The organism is Nonomuraea sp. 3-1Str, from assembly GCF_031570565.1.
Lineage (GTDB): Bacteria > Actinomycetota > Actinomycetes > Streptosporangiales > Streptosporangiaceae > Nonomuraea.
In genome coordinates this window covers 22,590-37,751 of sequence record NZ_JALHBK010000029.1, presented here as the reverse complement: position 1 = coordinate 37,751, position 15,162 = coordinate 22,590, and the positions used below count along the sequence as shown (strand labels likewise).

The 15,162-nt window shown below is 70.0% G+C and carries 11 protein-coding genes and 2 pseudogenes; 6 read left to right on the top strand and 7 right to left on the bottom strand.

Going from position 1 to position 15,162, the window contains the following annotated elements; translation table 11 throughout:
* Nucleotides 1-585 precede the first annotated feature (585 nt).
* The 4 genes from MTP10_RS33645 to MTP10_RS33630 all read right to left on the bottom strand — a co-directional run bounded on the left by MTP10_RS33645 (nucleotide 586) and on the right by MTP10_RS33630 (nucleotide 8,165).
* The gene (locus MTP10_RS33645) at nucleotides 586-4,581 is read right to left on the bottom strand and encodes a S8 family serine peptidase (RefSeq protein WP_310714664.1); all 3,996 of its coding nucleotides are present in this window, start codon (nucleotides 4,579-4,581) and stop codon (nucleotides 586-588) included.
* 93 nt (nucleotides 4,582-4,674) lie between these two features.
* Nucleotides 4,675-4,800, bottom strand: coding sequence for a hypothetical protein (locus tag MTP10_RS33640; RefSeq protein ID WP_310714662.1), 126 nt, complete (start codon nucleotides 4,798-4,800; stop codon nucleotides 4,675-4,677).
* A 73-nt stretch (nucleotides 4,801-4,873) separates the two neighbouring features.
* Nucleotides 4,874-7,732 (bottom strand): AAA family ATPase, encoded by a 2,859-nt coding sequence (locus MTP10_RS33635; protein WP_310714661.1) that lies wholly within the window; start codon nucleotides 7,730-7,732, stop codon nucleotides 4,874-4,876.
* Between the two features lie 244 nt (nucleotides 7,733-7,976).
* Nucleotides 7,977-8,165: a hypothetical protein gene (locus MTP10_RS33630; protein ID WP_310714659.1), complete on the bottom strand. Its 189-nt coding sequence runs from the start codon at nucleotides 8,163-8,165 to the stop codon at nucleotides 7,977-7,979.
* Nucleotides 8,166-8,272: 107 nt separating this feature from the next.
* Between MTP10_RS33630 and MTP10_RS33625 the strand changes: the two are divergent.
* Nucleotides 8,273-8,395 (top strand): annotated as a pseudogene (locus MTP10_RS33625) (hypothetical protein); the annotation flags it as partial.
* 67 nt (nucleotides 8,396-8,462) lie between these two features.
* Here the strand turns inward: MTP10_RS33625 and MTP10_RS33620 are convergent.
* Nucleotides 8,463-9,101: a TetR/AcrR family transcriptional regulator C-terminal domain-containing protein gene (locus tag MTP10_RS33620; protein WP_310714658.1), complete on the bottom strand. Its 639-nt coding sequence runs from the start codon at nucleotides 9,099-9,101 to the stop codon at nucleotides 8,463-8,465.
* Between the two features lie 69 nt (nucleotides 9,102-9,170).
* On the opposite strand from MTP10_RS33620, the gene MTP10_RS33615 reads away from it, so the two are divergent.
* The 4 genes from MTP10_RS33615 to MTP10_RS33600 all read left to right on the top strand — a co-directional run bounded on the left by MTP10_RS33615 (nucleotide 9,171) and on the right by MTP10_RS33600 (nucleotide 12,167).
* Nucleotides 9,171-10,130 (top strand): zinc-binding alcohol dehydrogenase family protein, encoded by a 960-nt coding sequence (locus MTP10_RS33615; protein ID WP_310714657.1) that lies wholly within the window; start codon nucleotides 9,171-9,173, stop codon nucleotides 10,128-10,130.
* A gap of 34 nt (nucleotides 10,131-10,164) precedes the next feature.
* The gene (locus tag MTP10_RS33610) at nucleotides 10,165-10,374 is read left to right on the top strand and encodes a hypothetical protein (RefSeq protein ID WP_310714654.1); all 210 of its coding nucleotides are present in this window, start codon (nucleotides 10,165-10,167) and stop codon (nucleotides 10,372-10,374) included.
* Entirely contained in the window at nucleotides 10,371-11,732 is a 1,362-nt protein-coding gene (locus tag MTP10_RS33605; protein ID WP_310714653.1) for a carotenoid oxygenase family protein, read from the top strand. Before MTP10_RS33610 ends, MTP10_RS33605 begins: the two co-directional genes overlap by 4 nt.
* A 234-nt stretch (nucleotides 11,733-11,966) precedes the next feature.
* On the top strand, nucleotides 11,967-12,167 hold the full coding sequence (locus MTP10_RS33600) for a hypothetical protein (protein ID WP_310714652.1): 201 nt from the start codon (nucleotides 11,967-11,969) through the stop codon (nucleotides 12,165-12,167).
* On the opposite strand, the pseudogene MTP10_RS33595 reads toward MTP10_RS33600, so the two are convergent.
* Together MTP10_RS33595 and MTP10_RS33590 are read right to left on the bottom strand one after the other, a co-directional pair.
* Nucleotides 12,144-13,202 (bottom strand): annotated as a pseudogene (locus MTP10_RS33595) (IS1380 family transposase); the annotation flags it as partial. The gene MTP10_RS33600 and the pseudogene MTP10_RS33595 sit on opposite strands and share 24 nt — an antisense overlap.
* Before the next feature lie 193 nt (nucleotides 13,203-13,395).
* Nucleotides 13,396-14,235, bottom strand: coding sequence for an SDR family NAD(P)-dependent oxidoreductase (locus tag MTP10_RS33590; protein ID WP_310714650.1), 840 nt, complete (start codon nucleotides 14,233-14,235; stop codon nucleotides 13,396-13,398).
* On the opposite strand from MTP10_RS33590, the gene MTP10_RS33585 reads away from it, so the two are divergent.
* Complete coding sequence (locus tag MTP10_RS33585) at nucleotides 14,226-15,095, top strand: LysR family transcriptional regulator (RefSeq protein WP_310714649.1); 870 nt, start codon at nucleotides 14,226-14,228, stop codon at nucleotides 15,093-15,095. The genes MTP10_RS33590 and MTP10_RS33585 overlap by 10 nt on opposite strands.
* The last annotated feature ends 67 nt before the right edge of the window (nucleotides 15,096-15,162 follow it).

The following is a 15,162-nucleotide window of genomic DNA, read 5'->3' as shown; positions in this document are numbered from 1 at the left end:
CATGACGTGTCGAGAGGGACCACGCTTCGGTGGGACACCGCCGGACGACCTCCGCTCATGCCGCGTAGTGCGCGTTGGAGCGCCCGTTCGGCGGCCACGCCACGTTCCGATGAGGCGGTGTCGACTCGGATAACTGACCAGTCCACGAGAACGAATCCGTCCAAGGTGTTCCCAGGCAACTGGAATGCGCAACCCGGTAGCCCGCAACGCGTGCGTCTGGAGCGGCTTTACAAGGGGGCGAAGGCGCCTGACGGCAGGACGTGGTATTCGAAGAACGTCGCCGAGAAGGACCGTATCTGCGAGCAGGATTTCCCGAATGCGGCGGCGCAGGGCAAAGAATGCGATGAGTTCCCATTCGCAGTGGCATATGAGGGTGCAGGGAAGGGAGACGGAAACTACTCCATTCTCGCTCTCGACAGCAGCCATAATTCCAGTGAAGGCCGGCATCGCGCCGTCTTCTTCGCTCGATACAGAGTAGGAGGCGGAAACCCTACGGACAAGCCAGCGACTTCTTCGGCCCGGAGCGCCGACCGCCGGATGTCGGGGAAGGTCCCCGGCATCCGGCAGCGGCCGATCAGATCAGGCTCAGCGCAGGTTGAACAGGCGGGTGCTGGTCTGCTTGAGGCGGTTGCCCTGGGTGTCCCAGGCTTCCACCTTCAGGCTGACCGCGCCCTTGGTGTCGCGGAGCGACGGGTAGCGGGTGGTGGCGGTGTAGGCGCCGGAACGGTCGCGCTTGACCGAGACGGGCGTCCACCGGGCGCCGTCGTCGGTGCTCATCCACAGCTTGAGTCCGGCGATCTCGGGCATCTTCGCCGCGGACGGCGAGTGGTAGGCCTCGACGGTGAAGGTGTGGGATCGGCCGGCGCGGACGGTGTTGTCCAGCGCCAGGCTGTCGTCCAGGTCGTAGCCGGCGAAGACGACAGGTGTCGGCCGGCACTGCTCGGTGACGCCCTCGACGACCCAGTACTTGCAGAACGATCCCGGCAGCACCTGGTCCTTGGCCGGCGGAGCGCGGAACGTCCACTCGGTGTCGTGCTGGGCGTTCTTCGCGGTCAGCCGGTAGGTGCCGGAGCCCTCGGGCAGGGTGAACGCCGGCATGTTGTCCAAATAGGGCGCCTTGACGCGCGGGATCTCCGTGCCGTCCCGGTAGAGGTGGAGGTCGTAGTCCGGGGTGAGATAGGCCTCGCCCTTCCAGAAGCTGCTGCTGGTCGGCTGCTTGTCGGGCGTGCCCGCCGGGGCGAACTCGGCCCAGAGCGTGTCACCCTGCACGCAGATCGTGCACACCAGGTCGATGCCCCGGGTGGACAGGGGCGGCGCGTCCTTGTCGGCGAGGGCGTAGACCTTCTCCGCCGCGGTCTGGGCGCCCGGCGTCAGGCCCGCGGTGAACCACTGCTGCCGGGTCCGGCCGGGCCGGTCGAACACCTCTACGCGGAAGCGGGTGTCGTAGAAGACCGTCGCGTCGAGGCTGGCCGAGGACATGCCGTGGGAGTGGATGACCTGGGGATCGAGGGGCCCGACCCATTCGGTCTGTCTGGCCGGTCCGACGAAGCCCGTCGGCGCCCAGAGAGAGGTGGCCGTCGTCGTGTCCGTGACGTCGTCCTGCTTGTACATCGATCGGTAGCTGTTGAAGCTGGTCGGCTGGGAGGCGTGCACGTCCATGTCGATCTGGGCGAGCTGCTTGCTGGTGAAGGTGTAGTGCAGGGACTTCGGCACGCTGCCCTCGGAGTACGGCTTGAGGACGTAGGTGTAAGGCGTGAGCGGTGTGCCGGTCACCTGGACCGAGACCGGTTCGCTCGCGATCCGCGTACGCAGGCTCTGCCCTTCCTTGCTCGACAGGGAGACGTTCGGGATGCTGATGGGCTTGGGGTCGCCGGTGTTGATCTCCTGATAGACGCCGATCGGCAGGGAGCAGCGGCTGCTCGTCGACGGGAAGACCGCCACTCCGGCCGCACCGGCCTCCCGCAGGCGGATGATCTGGCTGATCATCACGTAGCAGTTCGCGGCGCCGTCGGACGCGAGCCCCGTGTCCATGAGCGCCAGTTTGCCACGCAGGTCCTTCCCGGCGATGTCCTCGGGCCGGGCTGTGCCGACGTCGACGACCGGCAGGTTCTGCGTCCCGGTGAACGGCTTCCAGTCGGGCTGGTTGTTCTGGCGGGGCGCGTTGTCGAAGCCGATGTGCTGGGGGGCGACGGGGTTCAGGGTGATCGGCTTGCGCCCGCCCGTGGTCATCGTGACCTGGGCCTGCCCCAGCGTCCATTGGCCGGCGAAGCGGAACTTGCCGGTGGTGACCGGCTTGGTGGGGATGGCCCACACCTCCGCCCACGCGCTGGTCTCGAAGCCCGGAGTCACGGTGGTGCCGTACGTCTGGCCGTTGGCGATGGTCCGCTCGGTGCCGACGACCCAGATGTTGTTCAGCGGCTCGGCCGGCTTCGGGGTGCTGAAGCGGAACTGGGAGGCCTGCCGGGCGTCGAGCGTGATCTCGGTGTCACCGGTGACGGTGATCTCCGGGTTCATCAGGAACGTCTCGTTGTCCCGGTCGTCCTCGTCCACCGTGCTCAGCAACTGCAGCACCGAGATCGTGCCGGCCGGAACCCGGGTGATCGTGATCCCCGTGGACGACACCACGGTGTCGTCCAGGAACTTCTTGTCGCCACCGACGTCGAGGGTCTGCTGGAACCACGGTGTGGCGGGCCGGCCGTCCCTGCCGATGGTGTGGACGGTGAGCTGGAACAGCGGCGCCTCGCGCACCACGCCCACGGGGGTGGTCAGCTGGACGCCGTCGGCCGCGGCCGTCACGGCACCGGGGTAGGTGCCGAACTCCAGGCCGGTCGTGTCGAGGGTGACGGTCGTCGTGGCGGTGCCGTTCGCGGGTACGGTGAGGGTCGGATCGGCGCTCAGCCTTCCCTCCACCGCCTTCCCGCCGGCGGTGCGCAGGGCGGGAGTGAGCGTGAGGGTGACCGGCTGGTCGGTGAGGTTGGTGTAGGACAGCTCCCGCCGCAGGGGCTCGCCGTCCTCGGTCAGCGAGCCGAAGTCGATCCCGGCGGTGGTGGCGAAGACCCGCTGGGTGTACGCCTTGGCCAGGTCCACCCGGCCGGCGCCCTGCTCGTAGGCGCTGAAGCCGTCGTCCTTGGCGGTGGACATCAGCGCGGTCTTGAGCAGCGGCCCCTTCCAGTCGGGGTGCAACTGGGCCATGATCGCCGCGGCGCCGGCGACGTGCGGCGTGGCCATCGAGGTGCCGGACGCGCTGGTGTAGTGCTCGTCGAGGGGCGTGCCCATCGTGGTGCCGGCGGCACGCGCGGCGGTGATGTTCACGCCGGGCGCGGCGATGTCGGGCTTGAGCCCCGAGTCGCCGAATCGCGGCCCTCGGCCAGAGAAGTCGGCCAGTTGATCCTTCTTGTCGACCGCGGCGACGGTGAGCGCGGCTTCGGCGGCCCCGGGCATGGACACGGTCCCTGCCCCGGGACCGGAGTTGCCCGCGGCGATGACGAACAGCGTCCCGGTGGTGGTGCTCAGGTCGTCGACCGCCTGGCTGATCGGGTCGGTGCCGTCGCTGGGACCGGCGCCCAGGCTCATGCTGACGACCTTGGCGCCGCTGGTGGCGGCCCACTCCATGCCTTCGATGATCCAGGAGTCGAGGCCGCTGCCGGCGTCGTCCAGCACCTTGCCGACAACCAGTCGCGCGCCCGGCGCCACGCCCTTGCGCGTGCCGCCGGCCGCCGCTCCGGAGCCTGCGATGGTGGAGGCCACGTGGGTGCCGTGGCCATGGCCGTCCTTGACCGACGGTGAGTCGGGGACGAAGGACTTGGAGTCGGCGATCTTCCCGTCGAGGTCGGGGTGGGTGGCGTCGATGCCGGTGTCCAGCACCGCGACCTTCACGCCGGTGCCGTCGTGGCCCCCGGCCCAGGCCGTCGGCGCGCCGATCATGGCGACGCTCTCGTCCAGGATGGCCTTGACCTTGCCGTCCAGCCACAGCTTGGCGATCCCACCACTCAGCGTGTCCGCCGCTTTCAGTCCGGCCGAGGGCGCGGTCCGTACGGCGTTCCAGAACGCCCCCGCCTCCGCCTTGGTGACGCTCACGGCCGAGGCGTGGATGCTGTCCAGGCTGTGGGTGGGGACGCTGGCCGGGATCGCGTCGGCGGCCCGCTTGAGCGCCGTGGCCTCCCGGTCCGCCGGGTACTGCACGATCACCGGGACCTGCTTGGTCCGGTCGTCGGCGTAGCCGTTCTCCGCCAGATACTTGACGTCGAACAGCCGCCGGTCCAGCCGCCCCGCCTGGATGGCGGGCATCGCGTCGTCGGGAAGGACGAAGACGCTCTCGGGAGTGGTCTGGGTGATCAGCCGCGGCCGGTGGCCGTCCTGGCGGGTGGCGGGCTCGGTCTTCACCTCGTAGCGGCCGCCGGCGGACTGGGAGAGGGTGACCTTGTCCCCGCTGACCAGGGTGATGGCGTGCGGGCCCGGCCCCACCCCGCTCAGGGTGACGGGGGCGGCGGGCGGCGGTGCGGCGGCCGCTCCCGCCGCGATCGGCGGCAGCGTAGCCGCGGCCAGCGCGAGGGCCGACGTCACCAGGATGGCGCGTCTCACGCGGTCCTCCCTGGAGCGGACGGCCGGAATCTGTGCTTGAGCATGGCGGAGGGAGGCCTTTCTACACGATCGTGGTGACGGGGTGGAGCGGGGTCACAGAGGCTCGAAGCCGTCCGGCATCTGGGCCTCTTCGGTGACCGCTCCGATCGGCTCCTCGGGCCGCGGGCAGTGAGCGGGCTCCTCGTCCGGCGGAGGCTCGGGTGCGTCCTGGTCAGACATGTGCCAAGTATCGGCGCGTCCCTATCCCCGGGATATGGGGGATATATGGGGAAAAGCTCCCCAACTTTCCTGCTCAGCCCTCTGGGGTGGGAGCCAGATGACGGGCGAGCTCCCGGCGGGAAGCCGCGCCGACCTTGCGCATTGCCGCGCTGAGATGCTTGTCGACCGTCTTCGGCGACAGGAAAAGCTCTTTGGCGATCTCCTGGTTGGTCAGCCCCTGCGCGGCCAACCGCGCCACCTGCTGCTGCCGCGCGGACAGCGCGTCGCCCGCCTCCCCGCGCACCGCGGCGGGGGCGGACGGGCGGACCCCCCACCGTCGTGCCAGCCGCGTGGCGCGATCCAGGTCCCATCGGGCGCCCACCCCGGCGTACGCGCTGACGGCGGCCGTGAGAGTGCCGGCCGCGGCCGGGTCTCCCAGGGCGAACAGGCAGGCCGCCGCCTGCTCGTTCGCCTGCGCCTGCTCGTACGGCGCCGACAACCCGCCGAAGGCGACGGCGGCGGCCGTGAAGTGCGCCACGGCCTCGTCCCACCGCTGCTCCGCCGCGGCCATGAGGCCGCGGGCCTGCCGAAGCGCCGCCGGTGCCAGCGGCGCGTCCAGCCCCGGCAACCGCGACTCGTACCGGTCCACCAGCTCCCGCGCCCGCTCCGGATCGCCCGCCGCCAGCATCGCCTCGGCCAGCGCCGGCACCGCACGGACCCCGACCGGCCAGAAACCCCTGACCTCCCACATGGCGACGGCCGGTTCGACCTCCACGACGGCCGCGGCGGCCTCACCCCGCGCGGTGGCCACCCGCAACAGGACGCTCACCAGGAACGGGAGCAGATCGGCGTCCCCCATCAGCCGCACCCGCCGGACGACCGCACGCAGGAGATCCTGAGCGGCGTCGAGACGGCCGGAAGCGGGCGCGAGGCAGGCCGCGAGGGCGTCCAGGGTGACCAGCTCGGTGGGGCGGTCGCTGCGCCCCTGACGGAGCGAGTCGATCGCCTCGCCCAGACCGTCCCAGGCGCCCTGGCAGTAGGCCGCCACCGCGAGTGAGGCCCGGCAGCGGAACTCCGCGCCACCGGTGATGTCAGAGCCGGGCGCACTGTTCAACGCCAAAGTCAGCAACCGCTGCCCGACCTCGTGATGCCCGCTGAAACAGGCTTCCTCGCCGATGGAGCGGTAGGCGTTGACCTCCCTGCGGCGCTCGGCGAGCCCGCCGGTCTCCCGGATGACGCGGTCGGTCAGCTCAGCCCAGCGCGGATCGCCGACCACCGTGAACACCATCGCCACCTTGCTCAGGACGAGCAGGCGGATCTCGGCGTCGCCGACCTCGGTCAGCGTCTCCAGCGCGCCCTCCAGCCACCTCAGCTGCGCGCCGGACGACGCGTCCAGAGTGGTCTGCATCCCCAGGGCCACCATGGTCCAGGCCGCCAGCTCCGGCCGGTCGGCCAGGTCCTCCAGCGCGTCGACGAACGTCCGGGTCCGGCGAGCCGGGTCCGTTCTGGTCACTTCCAGCTGCATCCCCAGCAGGAACCTCAGCTCACCGCGGACCGGCCCGGGAGGCAGGCGATCGAGCGCCCGGACCAGCAAATCGGTGACGTCCGGCAGGTGCAGCAACTCCGAGGCAGCCCACCCCAGCCTGATCGTCATGGCCGCCCGGCGCTCGGGGTCGAGCTCCGCCCGGCGCAGCACGTCTTCGAGGAGCCGCGCCGCCTCGGCGATGTCACCCAGCTCGAAAGCCTGGTCGGCGGCCTGTACGGTCGCCTCCACCCAGTCCCCGACGCGACCGGCCTGCCGGAGATGGTAGGCCACCCGCCCCAGCGGCACCGGGCGCAGGCCCCGTACGACGGTCGCGGCGGCGGCGTGCAGCGTCTGCCTGCGCCCCAGCGCGATCCCCTCGTGCACGGCCTGGGCCGCCAGCACGTGCCGGAACCGCACCATCCCGTCCCGCTCGACGAACAGGCCGGCGTCCAGCACCTCGTCCACGCCGTCGGCCGTGTCCGGCTCCGACAGGCCGGTCACGCCGGTCAGCACCGCGACGGGCGAAGCCAGCTGGAGTACGGCGGCCGCCTCCGCCACCACCCGCGCCGCGGGCGACAGCCGGCCCACCCGCTCCTGCACCGAGGCGCGCACCCCGCTCGGCACGTCCAGTGTGTCCAGAGTCCGGCGCGCCCACCCTCCGGCCCATGGGATCACCGCCCCGCGTGAGCGCAGCAGCGCCAACAACTCCTGGATCGCCAGCGGTAACCCTGAGGCCCGCGCGCACAGATGGGCGGCGAACTCCGCGGAGACGTCCGCGCTGCCCAGGATCGCGCCCGCCAGCTCGCGGGTCTGGTCCTCATCCAGCGGAGCCAGCACGATGTGCTCATGGGTGAGCGCGTCGGCGGGGCGCGCGGTCAGCGCCCGCACGCCGGTCGGCGCCTCCTCGCCCCGGTAGGTCAGGACGACCGACAGCGCACCGGGCGGATTGGCCAGCAAGTACGCCAAGAACTCGGCCGTCTGCTCGTCTGCCCAGTGCAGGTCCTCCACGACCAGCAGCACGGGGCCCAGCGCGGTCAGCACCTCGCTCAGTCCGCGGAACAGCCGGTGCCGCTCGACCGCCCGATCCTCCAGCGCCTCGGGCTGCGGCGGAAGCACGTGCGCCAGCTCGGGAAGCAGCGTCCGCAACGCACCCGCCACCGGCGACAGCTCCGCGCCGGCCAGGTCCGCGGCCCTGGTCCGCAGCGCCTCGACGACCGGCCCCAGCGGGAACGGCTCCCGGATCTGGCCACACCCGGCGTGCAGGATCCACCGTCCGGAGAGCTCCGGGCGGCTCAGCAGCTCGGCCACCAGGCGGGACTTGCCGATCCCTGCCTCACCCTCGACCACGACCACCGAGGGCGGCACCGTCACGGCGGTGATCAGCCGCCGCAACTCCGCGTCGCGCGCCACCAGAATCGGAGAGACCACCCGGCCCAGAGTCTTGCGCCCATCCGTGCTCATCCGCCTCGCATCCGGTCACCGACCTCAGCCGGTCGGCCCCCGGTCGTGGTGACGACATTCAATCCCCTTGCTTGACGAATGTCACCTATCGCACCGAACGCGACCTCTGCCTACGACGTCACGGTCCCGGCCAGTACGGGCTGAACAGGGCGAACCGGTTCGGCAGACCCAGCCAGCGACGAGCCTACGAACAGCAAGATCAGCCGTTACGTCACGGCTTCACCTCCGTTCTGCTGGGCGCACGAATAGCCGAGGTTGGACGACGAACCTGACGGCGCAGCACGGCGACCTCGTGCCGCAGTACGAGGATCTCCATGTTCTTGGACGCGTCGCTACGAGCCAGCAGCGTCAGCCAGCCCACGATGCGGCAGAAGATCAGGTAGAAGAGACGGAGCGTCACGAGCCTCGAGCATGCCGGACCCAGGCCACTGCTCCGACCAGGAAGACGAGACAAACCCGCAGCTCACGGCCGTGAACGCGGAGTATTGACACCCTTCAGGGTGGCAGAACTGGTCGACGGTCTCTGTTGGTGCGAGCGGGGTGAGGGGAGTGCGCGACGTGTACCTGACGTTCAAAAGCGGCCAGCTCTGGGACTTCATCAACATCAGCTGGTTCCGCTTCGGCCACTGACGTCGGGCCCGTGGTGAGGGAATCGGCCGGTCCCGAGGAAGCTCCTAACCTCTCTCTGTAGCGGCTGTCAGCTGCGCAGACGGGCCGCGAGCCCGTCGAGGACGATGCCGAGCTGCCGTTCGAACCGCGGGTCACCGTCGTCGCGGAGGTGCCCGGCGGCCTTGACCAGATCGGCGCCTTCGCCCAGCCACGCGTCGCGCTCGGCGAGCGAGTACCGGGCCGGGTCTGCGCCGGCGGACTGGCTGCGCTCCTGCTCCTCGATCACGAAGCCGACCACGAACGCGGTGACCAGGTCGATGGCGTCGTCCGCCTCGGCCAGGGAGAATCCGGCCGCGGTCAAGCGCGCGAGCCAGGACTCCTTCGCCTTCACCACGTCGGGGTCGGAGAAGCGCGTGCCGCTGAAGATGCGCGCTCCGTCCCGGTGGCGCAGGTACTCCGAGCGCAGGACGCGGGCGTAGGCGGCTACGTCGTCACGCCAGCCGGCGCTGGGAGCGATCGCTGAGAGGGCGTCGGTGACGCGGCGCATGACGGACGTGCTCATCTCGTCGAGCAGTTCCTGCTTGTTGCGGACGTGCCAGTACAGCGCGGGGGCTCCCACGCCGAGCCGGGAAGCGAGCGCACGGACGGTGAGAGCGTCCATGCCCTTCTCATCGAGCAGCTCGAGTGCCACCGCGACGATCCGCTCTCGCGTGATGCCCTTCGCCACGGTTGACAGCTTAACAAAGTTCAGGAATGGTGGGCGACACCAAAAACGAACTTAGTTCAGGAGCGTGTCATGCGTGCTGCGGTCGTCAACACTCCAGAATCGACACCCGTCTGCGCGGACTTCCCCGACCCGGAACAACGGCCGGGCCGGGCACCGCTGAGACTCGTGGGCGCGGGTCTGCACCACGTCGTCCGCGGGCTGGCTGCTGGCCGCCACTACGGCAGCCACCAGGCCTACCCCCTCGTGCCGGGCGTCGACGCCGTGGCCCGGACCGATGACGGGCGGCTGGTCTACACGGGCCTTGCCCGGTCGCCGTGGGGAACGATGGCCGAATGGCTGGTCACCCCGTTCGAGGTGGAGCTGCCCGCCGGGGCCGATCCGCTCGCGGTCGCCGCCGGCATGAACCCCGCCATGGCGGGCTGGATACCGCTGATCACCCACCACAAGGAGGTGGGCGAGCTCGGCACCGTGCTGGTGCTCGGGGCGACCGGCATGTCGGGCAGCCTGGCCGTGCGGGCGGCACTGTCCCTCGGCGCGAAACAGGTCATCGCGGCCGGGCGCGATCACGAGGCGCTGGAGCGGCTGCGCGGCCTCGGCGCCGTCACCGTTCCGCTCGCGGCCGCGGCACCCGACGCCAGGGCGACCGCCCTCGCCGCCACCGTCGCCGAGGCGCAGCCCACGCTCGTGCTCGACTTCGTGTGGGGCCCCGTCGCCGAGGCCACCTTCGCCGCACTGGGAAAGACCGGCACGGACGACGACAGCGCGGCCATCGACTACGTGCAGATCGGCTCACTCGCCGGAACCGAGGCGGCGCTGCCCGCGGCACTGCTGCGCAGCCGGCGGATCCGGATCAGCGGTAGTGGCACGGGCTCGGTCTCCAAGGCCGAGATGATCGCCGAGTTCCCCGAGATCATCGCCCGGTTCGCCGACGGCACCTTCCACGCGCCATACACCGACTACCCGCTCAGCCGCGTCGGCGAGGCCTGGGCGCACCAGGGCCGCACCCGCGCCGTCATCGTCCCGGACTGATCGGACCGACTCGAGGAGCACGGAGGACGGCATCGTGCAGAAGCGCGCATTGGTCGTCGGGCTGGGGATCGCGGGCATGTCTGCGGCGATCGGGCTGCGGCAGTTGAGTTATTTCGAGGAGGCCGACGCGTCGGCGCGCTTCCGGCTGCTCTGCACCTCGGTGCTCACGCCGTTCCTGACCACGACACCACGACCGTTCCCGTCCGGACCACGACAAGAGACGGGCGAAAGGGAAACGACATGACCACCACCCCGTTCACCGGCGGCTTCACCCCCGTCACCGAGGAGATCACGGCCTTCGACCTGGAGGTCACCGGTCGCATTCCGGCCGAGCTGACCGGCCGCTATCTGCGTAACGGCCCCAACCCGCTCGGCCTCGACGACCCCACCGCCAGCCACCTGCTCACCGGCGAAGGCATGGTGCACGGCCTGCGGCTGCGCGACGGCCGCGCCGAGTGGTACCGCAACCGGTGGGTGCGCAGCGCGGCCGTCGCGCGGCGGCTCGGCGAGGAACCGCGTCCCGGGCCGGTGCACGCCGGCATGGACTTCTCCCCCAACACCCATGTGATTGGGCTGGCCGGGCGCACCTTCGCGACGCAGGAAGGGGGAGCGCGTCCATACGAGCTGAGCTACGAGCTCGACACGATCGGCGTGTGCGACTTCGGCGGCGCACTGCCCGGGGGGTACACCGGCCACGCCCACCTCGACCCGGTCAGCGGCGAGCTGCACGCGATCTCGAACTTCTGGGGCTGGGACTATCACCAGCACATCGTCATCGACCCCAAGGGCGTGGTGACGCAGGTGACGAACATCCCGGTCCCCGACGGGCCGATGGTGCACGACTTCGCGCTCACCGAGCGGTACGTGGTGATCTATGACCTGCCGGTGACGTTCAGCATGGCGCACGCGCAGAAGGGCTCGCCGCTGCCGGTCGCGTGGAACGAGGCACATACGCCGCGGCTCGGCCTTCTGTCGCGCAGCACCGGCGAAGTGCGCTGGTTTGAGGTGGAGCCGTGCTGGGTGTTCCACACGCTCAACGCCTACGAGGACGGCGACGAGGTGGTCGTGGATGTGGTGCGCTACCCCAAGCGGTTCGTGGAGGGCCGGCTGGACCTCGGGGGCTCGCCCACGCTCGACCGCTGGCGCGTTAACTTGCGTACCGGCCGCGTCGCGCAGACCCGGCTGGACGACCGGGCGCAGGAGTTCCCGCGCATGGACGAGCGCCGCACCGGCCGGCCGTACCGCTACGGCTACACCACCGCCACCCTCGACGTGGAAAACGTCTTTTACCCCGGCGACACCCAGCTGGAGGACATGCCCGACGAGGCGTTCGACAACACCTTGATCAAGCACGATCTTCAGGGCGGCACGCACGAGACCCGGCGGATGGGGCGCAAGGCGTACGTGGGCGAACCGCTCTTCATCGCCGCCGGCGAGGAAGAGGACGACGGCTACGTGTTCTCCTACGTCAACAACCCCGACCGGGGAGCGGCCGACCTGGTGATCCTCTCCGCGCAGGACTTCACCGGCGAGCCTCTCGCCACCGTGCACCTGCCCGTCCGCATCCCGCTCGGCTTCCACGGAAGCTGGATCGCCGACTGAACCGGAATGCTGTGAGCTGGTCACGTGTGTTCGAGGGGGGCGGGTCGCCTGCACGAAGGTGACCCGGCCGAACCTGTGGTCGGCGTGCGCGACCTCTCGGGCGTCGCCGAACCCGGCCTCGGCTAGCAGCGCAACGATGCCGTCGCCATGGTTGCGGGCCATGACTGGGCTGTGCGCCACGCGGGAACGGATGAGGCGGGGCAGGTGCTGGAGGGCGTGGGCCAGGCCGTGGCCATGACTGTGCGTGGGGTGGCCAGCGTCCGCGATGTTGGACGCTGGGCCGCCGAAGTCGACGACGGTGACTCTCCCTCCGGGCCGCAGGGCATGCAGTGCGTCGCGCGCGAACGCGGTCCGGCCGCCGTCATCGACGCTGACCCGCGCCCGGCTGAGGCGATCGAGCACGCCGAAGGCGCGGGCGCGGCGGCGGTGGCGTAGTTCCAGGTCGGCGAGCTGGCCGCCGGGGGTGCCGGTGACGAAGCAGGTGAAGCGGTGTCCGTCGAGGTCGGTGAAGCGCAGTTGGGCGCCGGGGTGCGGGCGTTCTTTGCGGACGATGACGCGCATGCCCTTGGGCCATCCGGTCAGTTCCAGCAGGCCGGTGAGCTCGGCGACCCACGCGCCGGGGCGTGGCTGGCGGTCGGCGTTGTAGGCGGGGGTCCAGGCGGTGGCCGGGAGCTTGAGAATGGCCTGCGCGATGTAGTCGGTGATGGTGAAGCCGATGGAGTACTTCAGCCATCGTCCTGGGCGGGTGAGCCAGGCGAGGAACTCGTGGGTGCCGCCGCCGGAGTCGGTGCGGATGAGGACGTTGCGTCGCAGGTGTTTGGGAAGCTGGGCCAGGGCGAGGCGGGTGGTCTGGATGTGGTCGGCGGCGGTGTTGGAGCCGGCGTTGCCGGGTCGCAGCATCAGGGCCAGGGGCTCGCCGCCGCTGTCGCCCTGGTGGTCGGCGAAGGCGGTCATCGGGTGGAAGCCGTAGCTTTTCTTCCATGTGGGGGTCGCGTGCTGCTTGTCGGAGTGCGAGATCACGATGGTGGCGTCGAGGTCGACGATCACGGGCTGGCCATCTGTTCCGGGGGCGTGAGCACCGGCCAGGTGCCAGGCGCGCCGGCGTGCGGTGGCGCGGGCGGCGCGGATGGCCTTCAGCGCGCGGGCCTCATCGGCGGCGAGCCGGTCGATCAGGCGCGAGACGGTCGGGTCGGAGGCGACGGGGCCGAACAGCTCAGGCTGGAAGCGCAGCACGGCGATGTCGGCCAGGCAGTCCCCGCCGAGCGCCAGGGTGAGAGCCAGGTCGGTGATGATCTTTGCAGGGTCGTGCACCGCTCGGCCGGGTCGCCACCGTTCCAGCTGCTGGGACAGGTTCTTGTCCAGTCCGGTGATGCGTAGCGTCTGCATCAGCAGCAGACCACCGCCATGGGAGACCAGCCCGCGGCCATCGGCAGACACGGTGATCTTGCGGCGAGAAGCGATAGAGTTCACTCGGAAAGTGCCTTCTGATCTGGGATGGGCGGGGCCTTAGACAAGTCCGATCCTCCCAGCTCAAGAGCACTTTTCTTATGTGAATGATCAGGTCGGCTCAAATTCGCCGTGAAAGCCGCAGGTTAATGCGAACAAGGCTGGATAGCCCTATGGTCGACAGGCGCCGCGAGCTGTGATCGGTGGGCGCGGCCAGTCACCAGCGGAGGGTGCCGTTGTCGTCGAAGAATCCGCCGGTGGGACCGTCGTCCGCCAGTGTGGCGAGCCTGACGGCGATGGCGGCACCGTCGTCGGCGGTGCGGGTGAGCGGCAGTCCGAGATGCTTGGTGAAGTCCGTCGCGCAAGGGCCCGGCGAGCAGGCGTTCACCAGAATTCCCGCGCCGCGCAGTTCCTTGGCGTACTGGACGGTCAGGGAGTTCAGAGCCGTCTTCGAGGGCGGGTAGGCGGCCTGCGCCGGCAGCTTCGACATGTAGTGATTCGGGTCGGACATGGAGGCCAGCGACCCGATCTCGCTGGACATGTTGACGATCCGGGCCGCGCGGGACCGCCGTAGAAGCGGCAGCATCGCGTTCGTCACCGCGACGACTCCGAAGAAGTTGGTCTCGAACACTGCCCGCACCACGTCGAGGTCGGCGCCGGAAGGCGTCAGCGGCGACGGGACCCCGGAAACACCGGCGTTGTTGACCAGCACGTCGAGCCGACCGTACATGTCCTCGACGGTCTTGGCCGCGTCGTTCACGCTGGCCTGGTCGGTCACGTCGATGGTGATCGGGACCACGTCTCCGCCCACGTCCCGCAGCGCGCGCGCCGCGTCAGCACTGCGTCTCGGATCACGCGAGCCGAGAAGCACCGTCATTCCGAGAGCGGCCAGCCGCCCGGCGATCGCGTTGCCGATCCCTCTGTTGGCTCCCGTGATCAGAGCGATGGAAGGCACGTTGTCGGTGATGTCAGTCATGACATCGAACACCATCATCGGCAGGACCGCTGAGCAATGACAGGCGGAAGAACAATCAGTACCTTCAAGGTATGGATCCACTGCAGACGCGGGCGTTGACCTATTTCCTGACTTTGGCCGAAGAGTTGCACTTCGGCCGTGCGGCGGACCGCCTGGGAATCGCCCAGCCCCCGCTGTCGAGGTCGATCCGCAGCCTGGAGACTCAGCTCGGCGTCACGCTTCTGGAACGCACCAGCCGGCGGGTGAGGCTGACCCCCGCTGGAGAAGTCCTGCGCGACGAAGGACGGCTGGCACTGCAGGCCATGGCCGCGGCGGCTCATCGGGCCCAGCGAGCTGGTCGACTCGATCCCGGCCTGACCCTGGTGATGAAGCCCGGAGGCGACGGGGGTCTGCTGCCCGCCATCTTGGCGGCCTACGAGTCACGGCCGGGGGCGCGCCCGGTAGACGTCGTCGTCTGCGCGATCCACGAGCGCGCCACGATGCTCCGCGACGGCCGGGCCGACGTCGGACTGCTGCACAGTCCGAGTCCACACTGCGATCTGCGCGGCCTGGACTCCGAGGAACTGCTGGTCGAACGCCAGGTCGTGGTCGTGGGCGCTCGGCACCAGCTGGCTCAGCGGTTTAGCGTGCGGCTTGCCGACCTCGCAGGCGAGACGCTCGCCACCCATGAGGCGGCGGCAGCGGGCGAGGCCAGCGTCCGCGACATCGATCAGTTGATGCAGCTGATTGCGCTGGGGCGGGCGGTCGCCCTGGCCCCGGAGTCGGTCCGTGGCCAGCTTCGGCCGGACTTGGTCTGCGTCCCGGTGCTCGATGCCCCGCTCATCTCGGTCCTTCTTGCCTGGCCGCAGCAGCACCGATCCCTCGCGGTGGCGGAACTGATCCGCACGGCCGTGGATGTCGCCGAAAGTCATCGCGCACAGCCACAGGAGGCATCGGGATGACTACGTCCCTGTGACGAAATGCCGGGGCTAAAACGCCATCGGTTGGTCAACAAGTCGCACGCGGGTC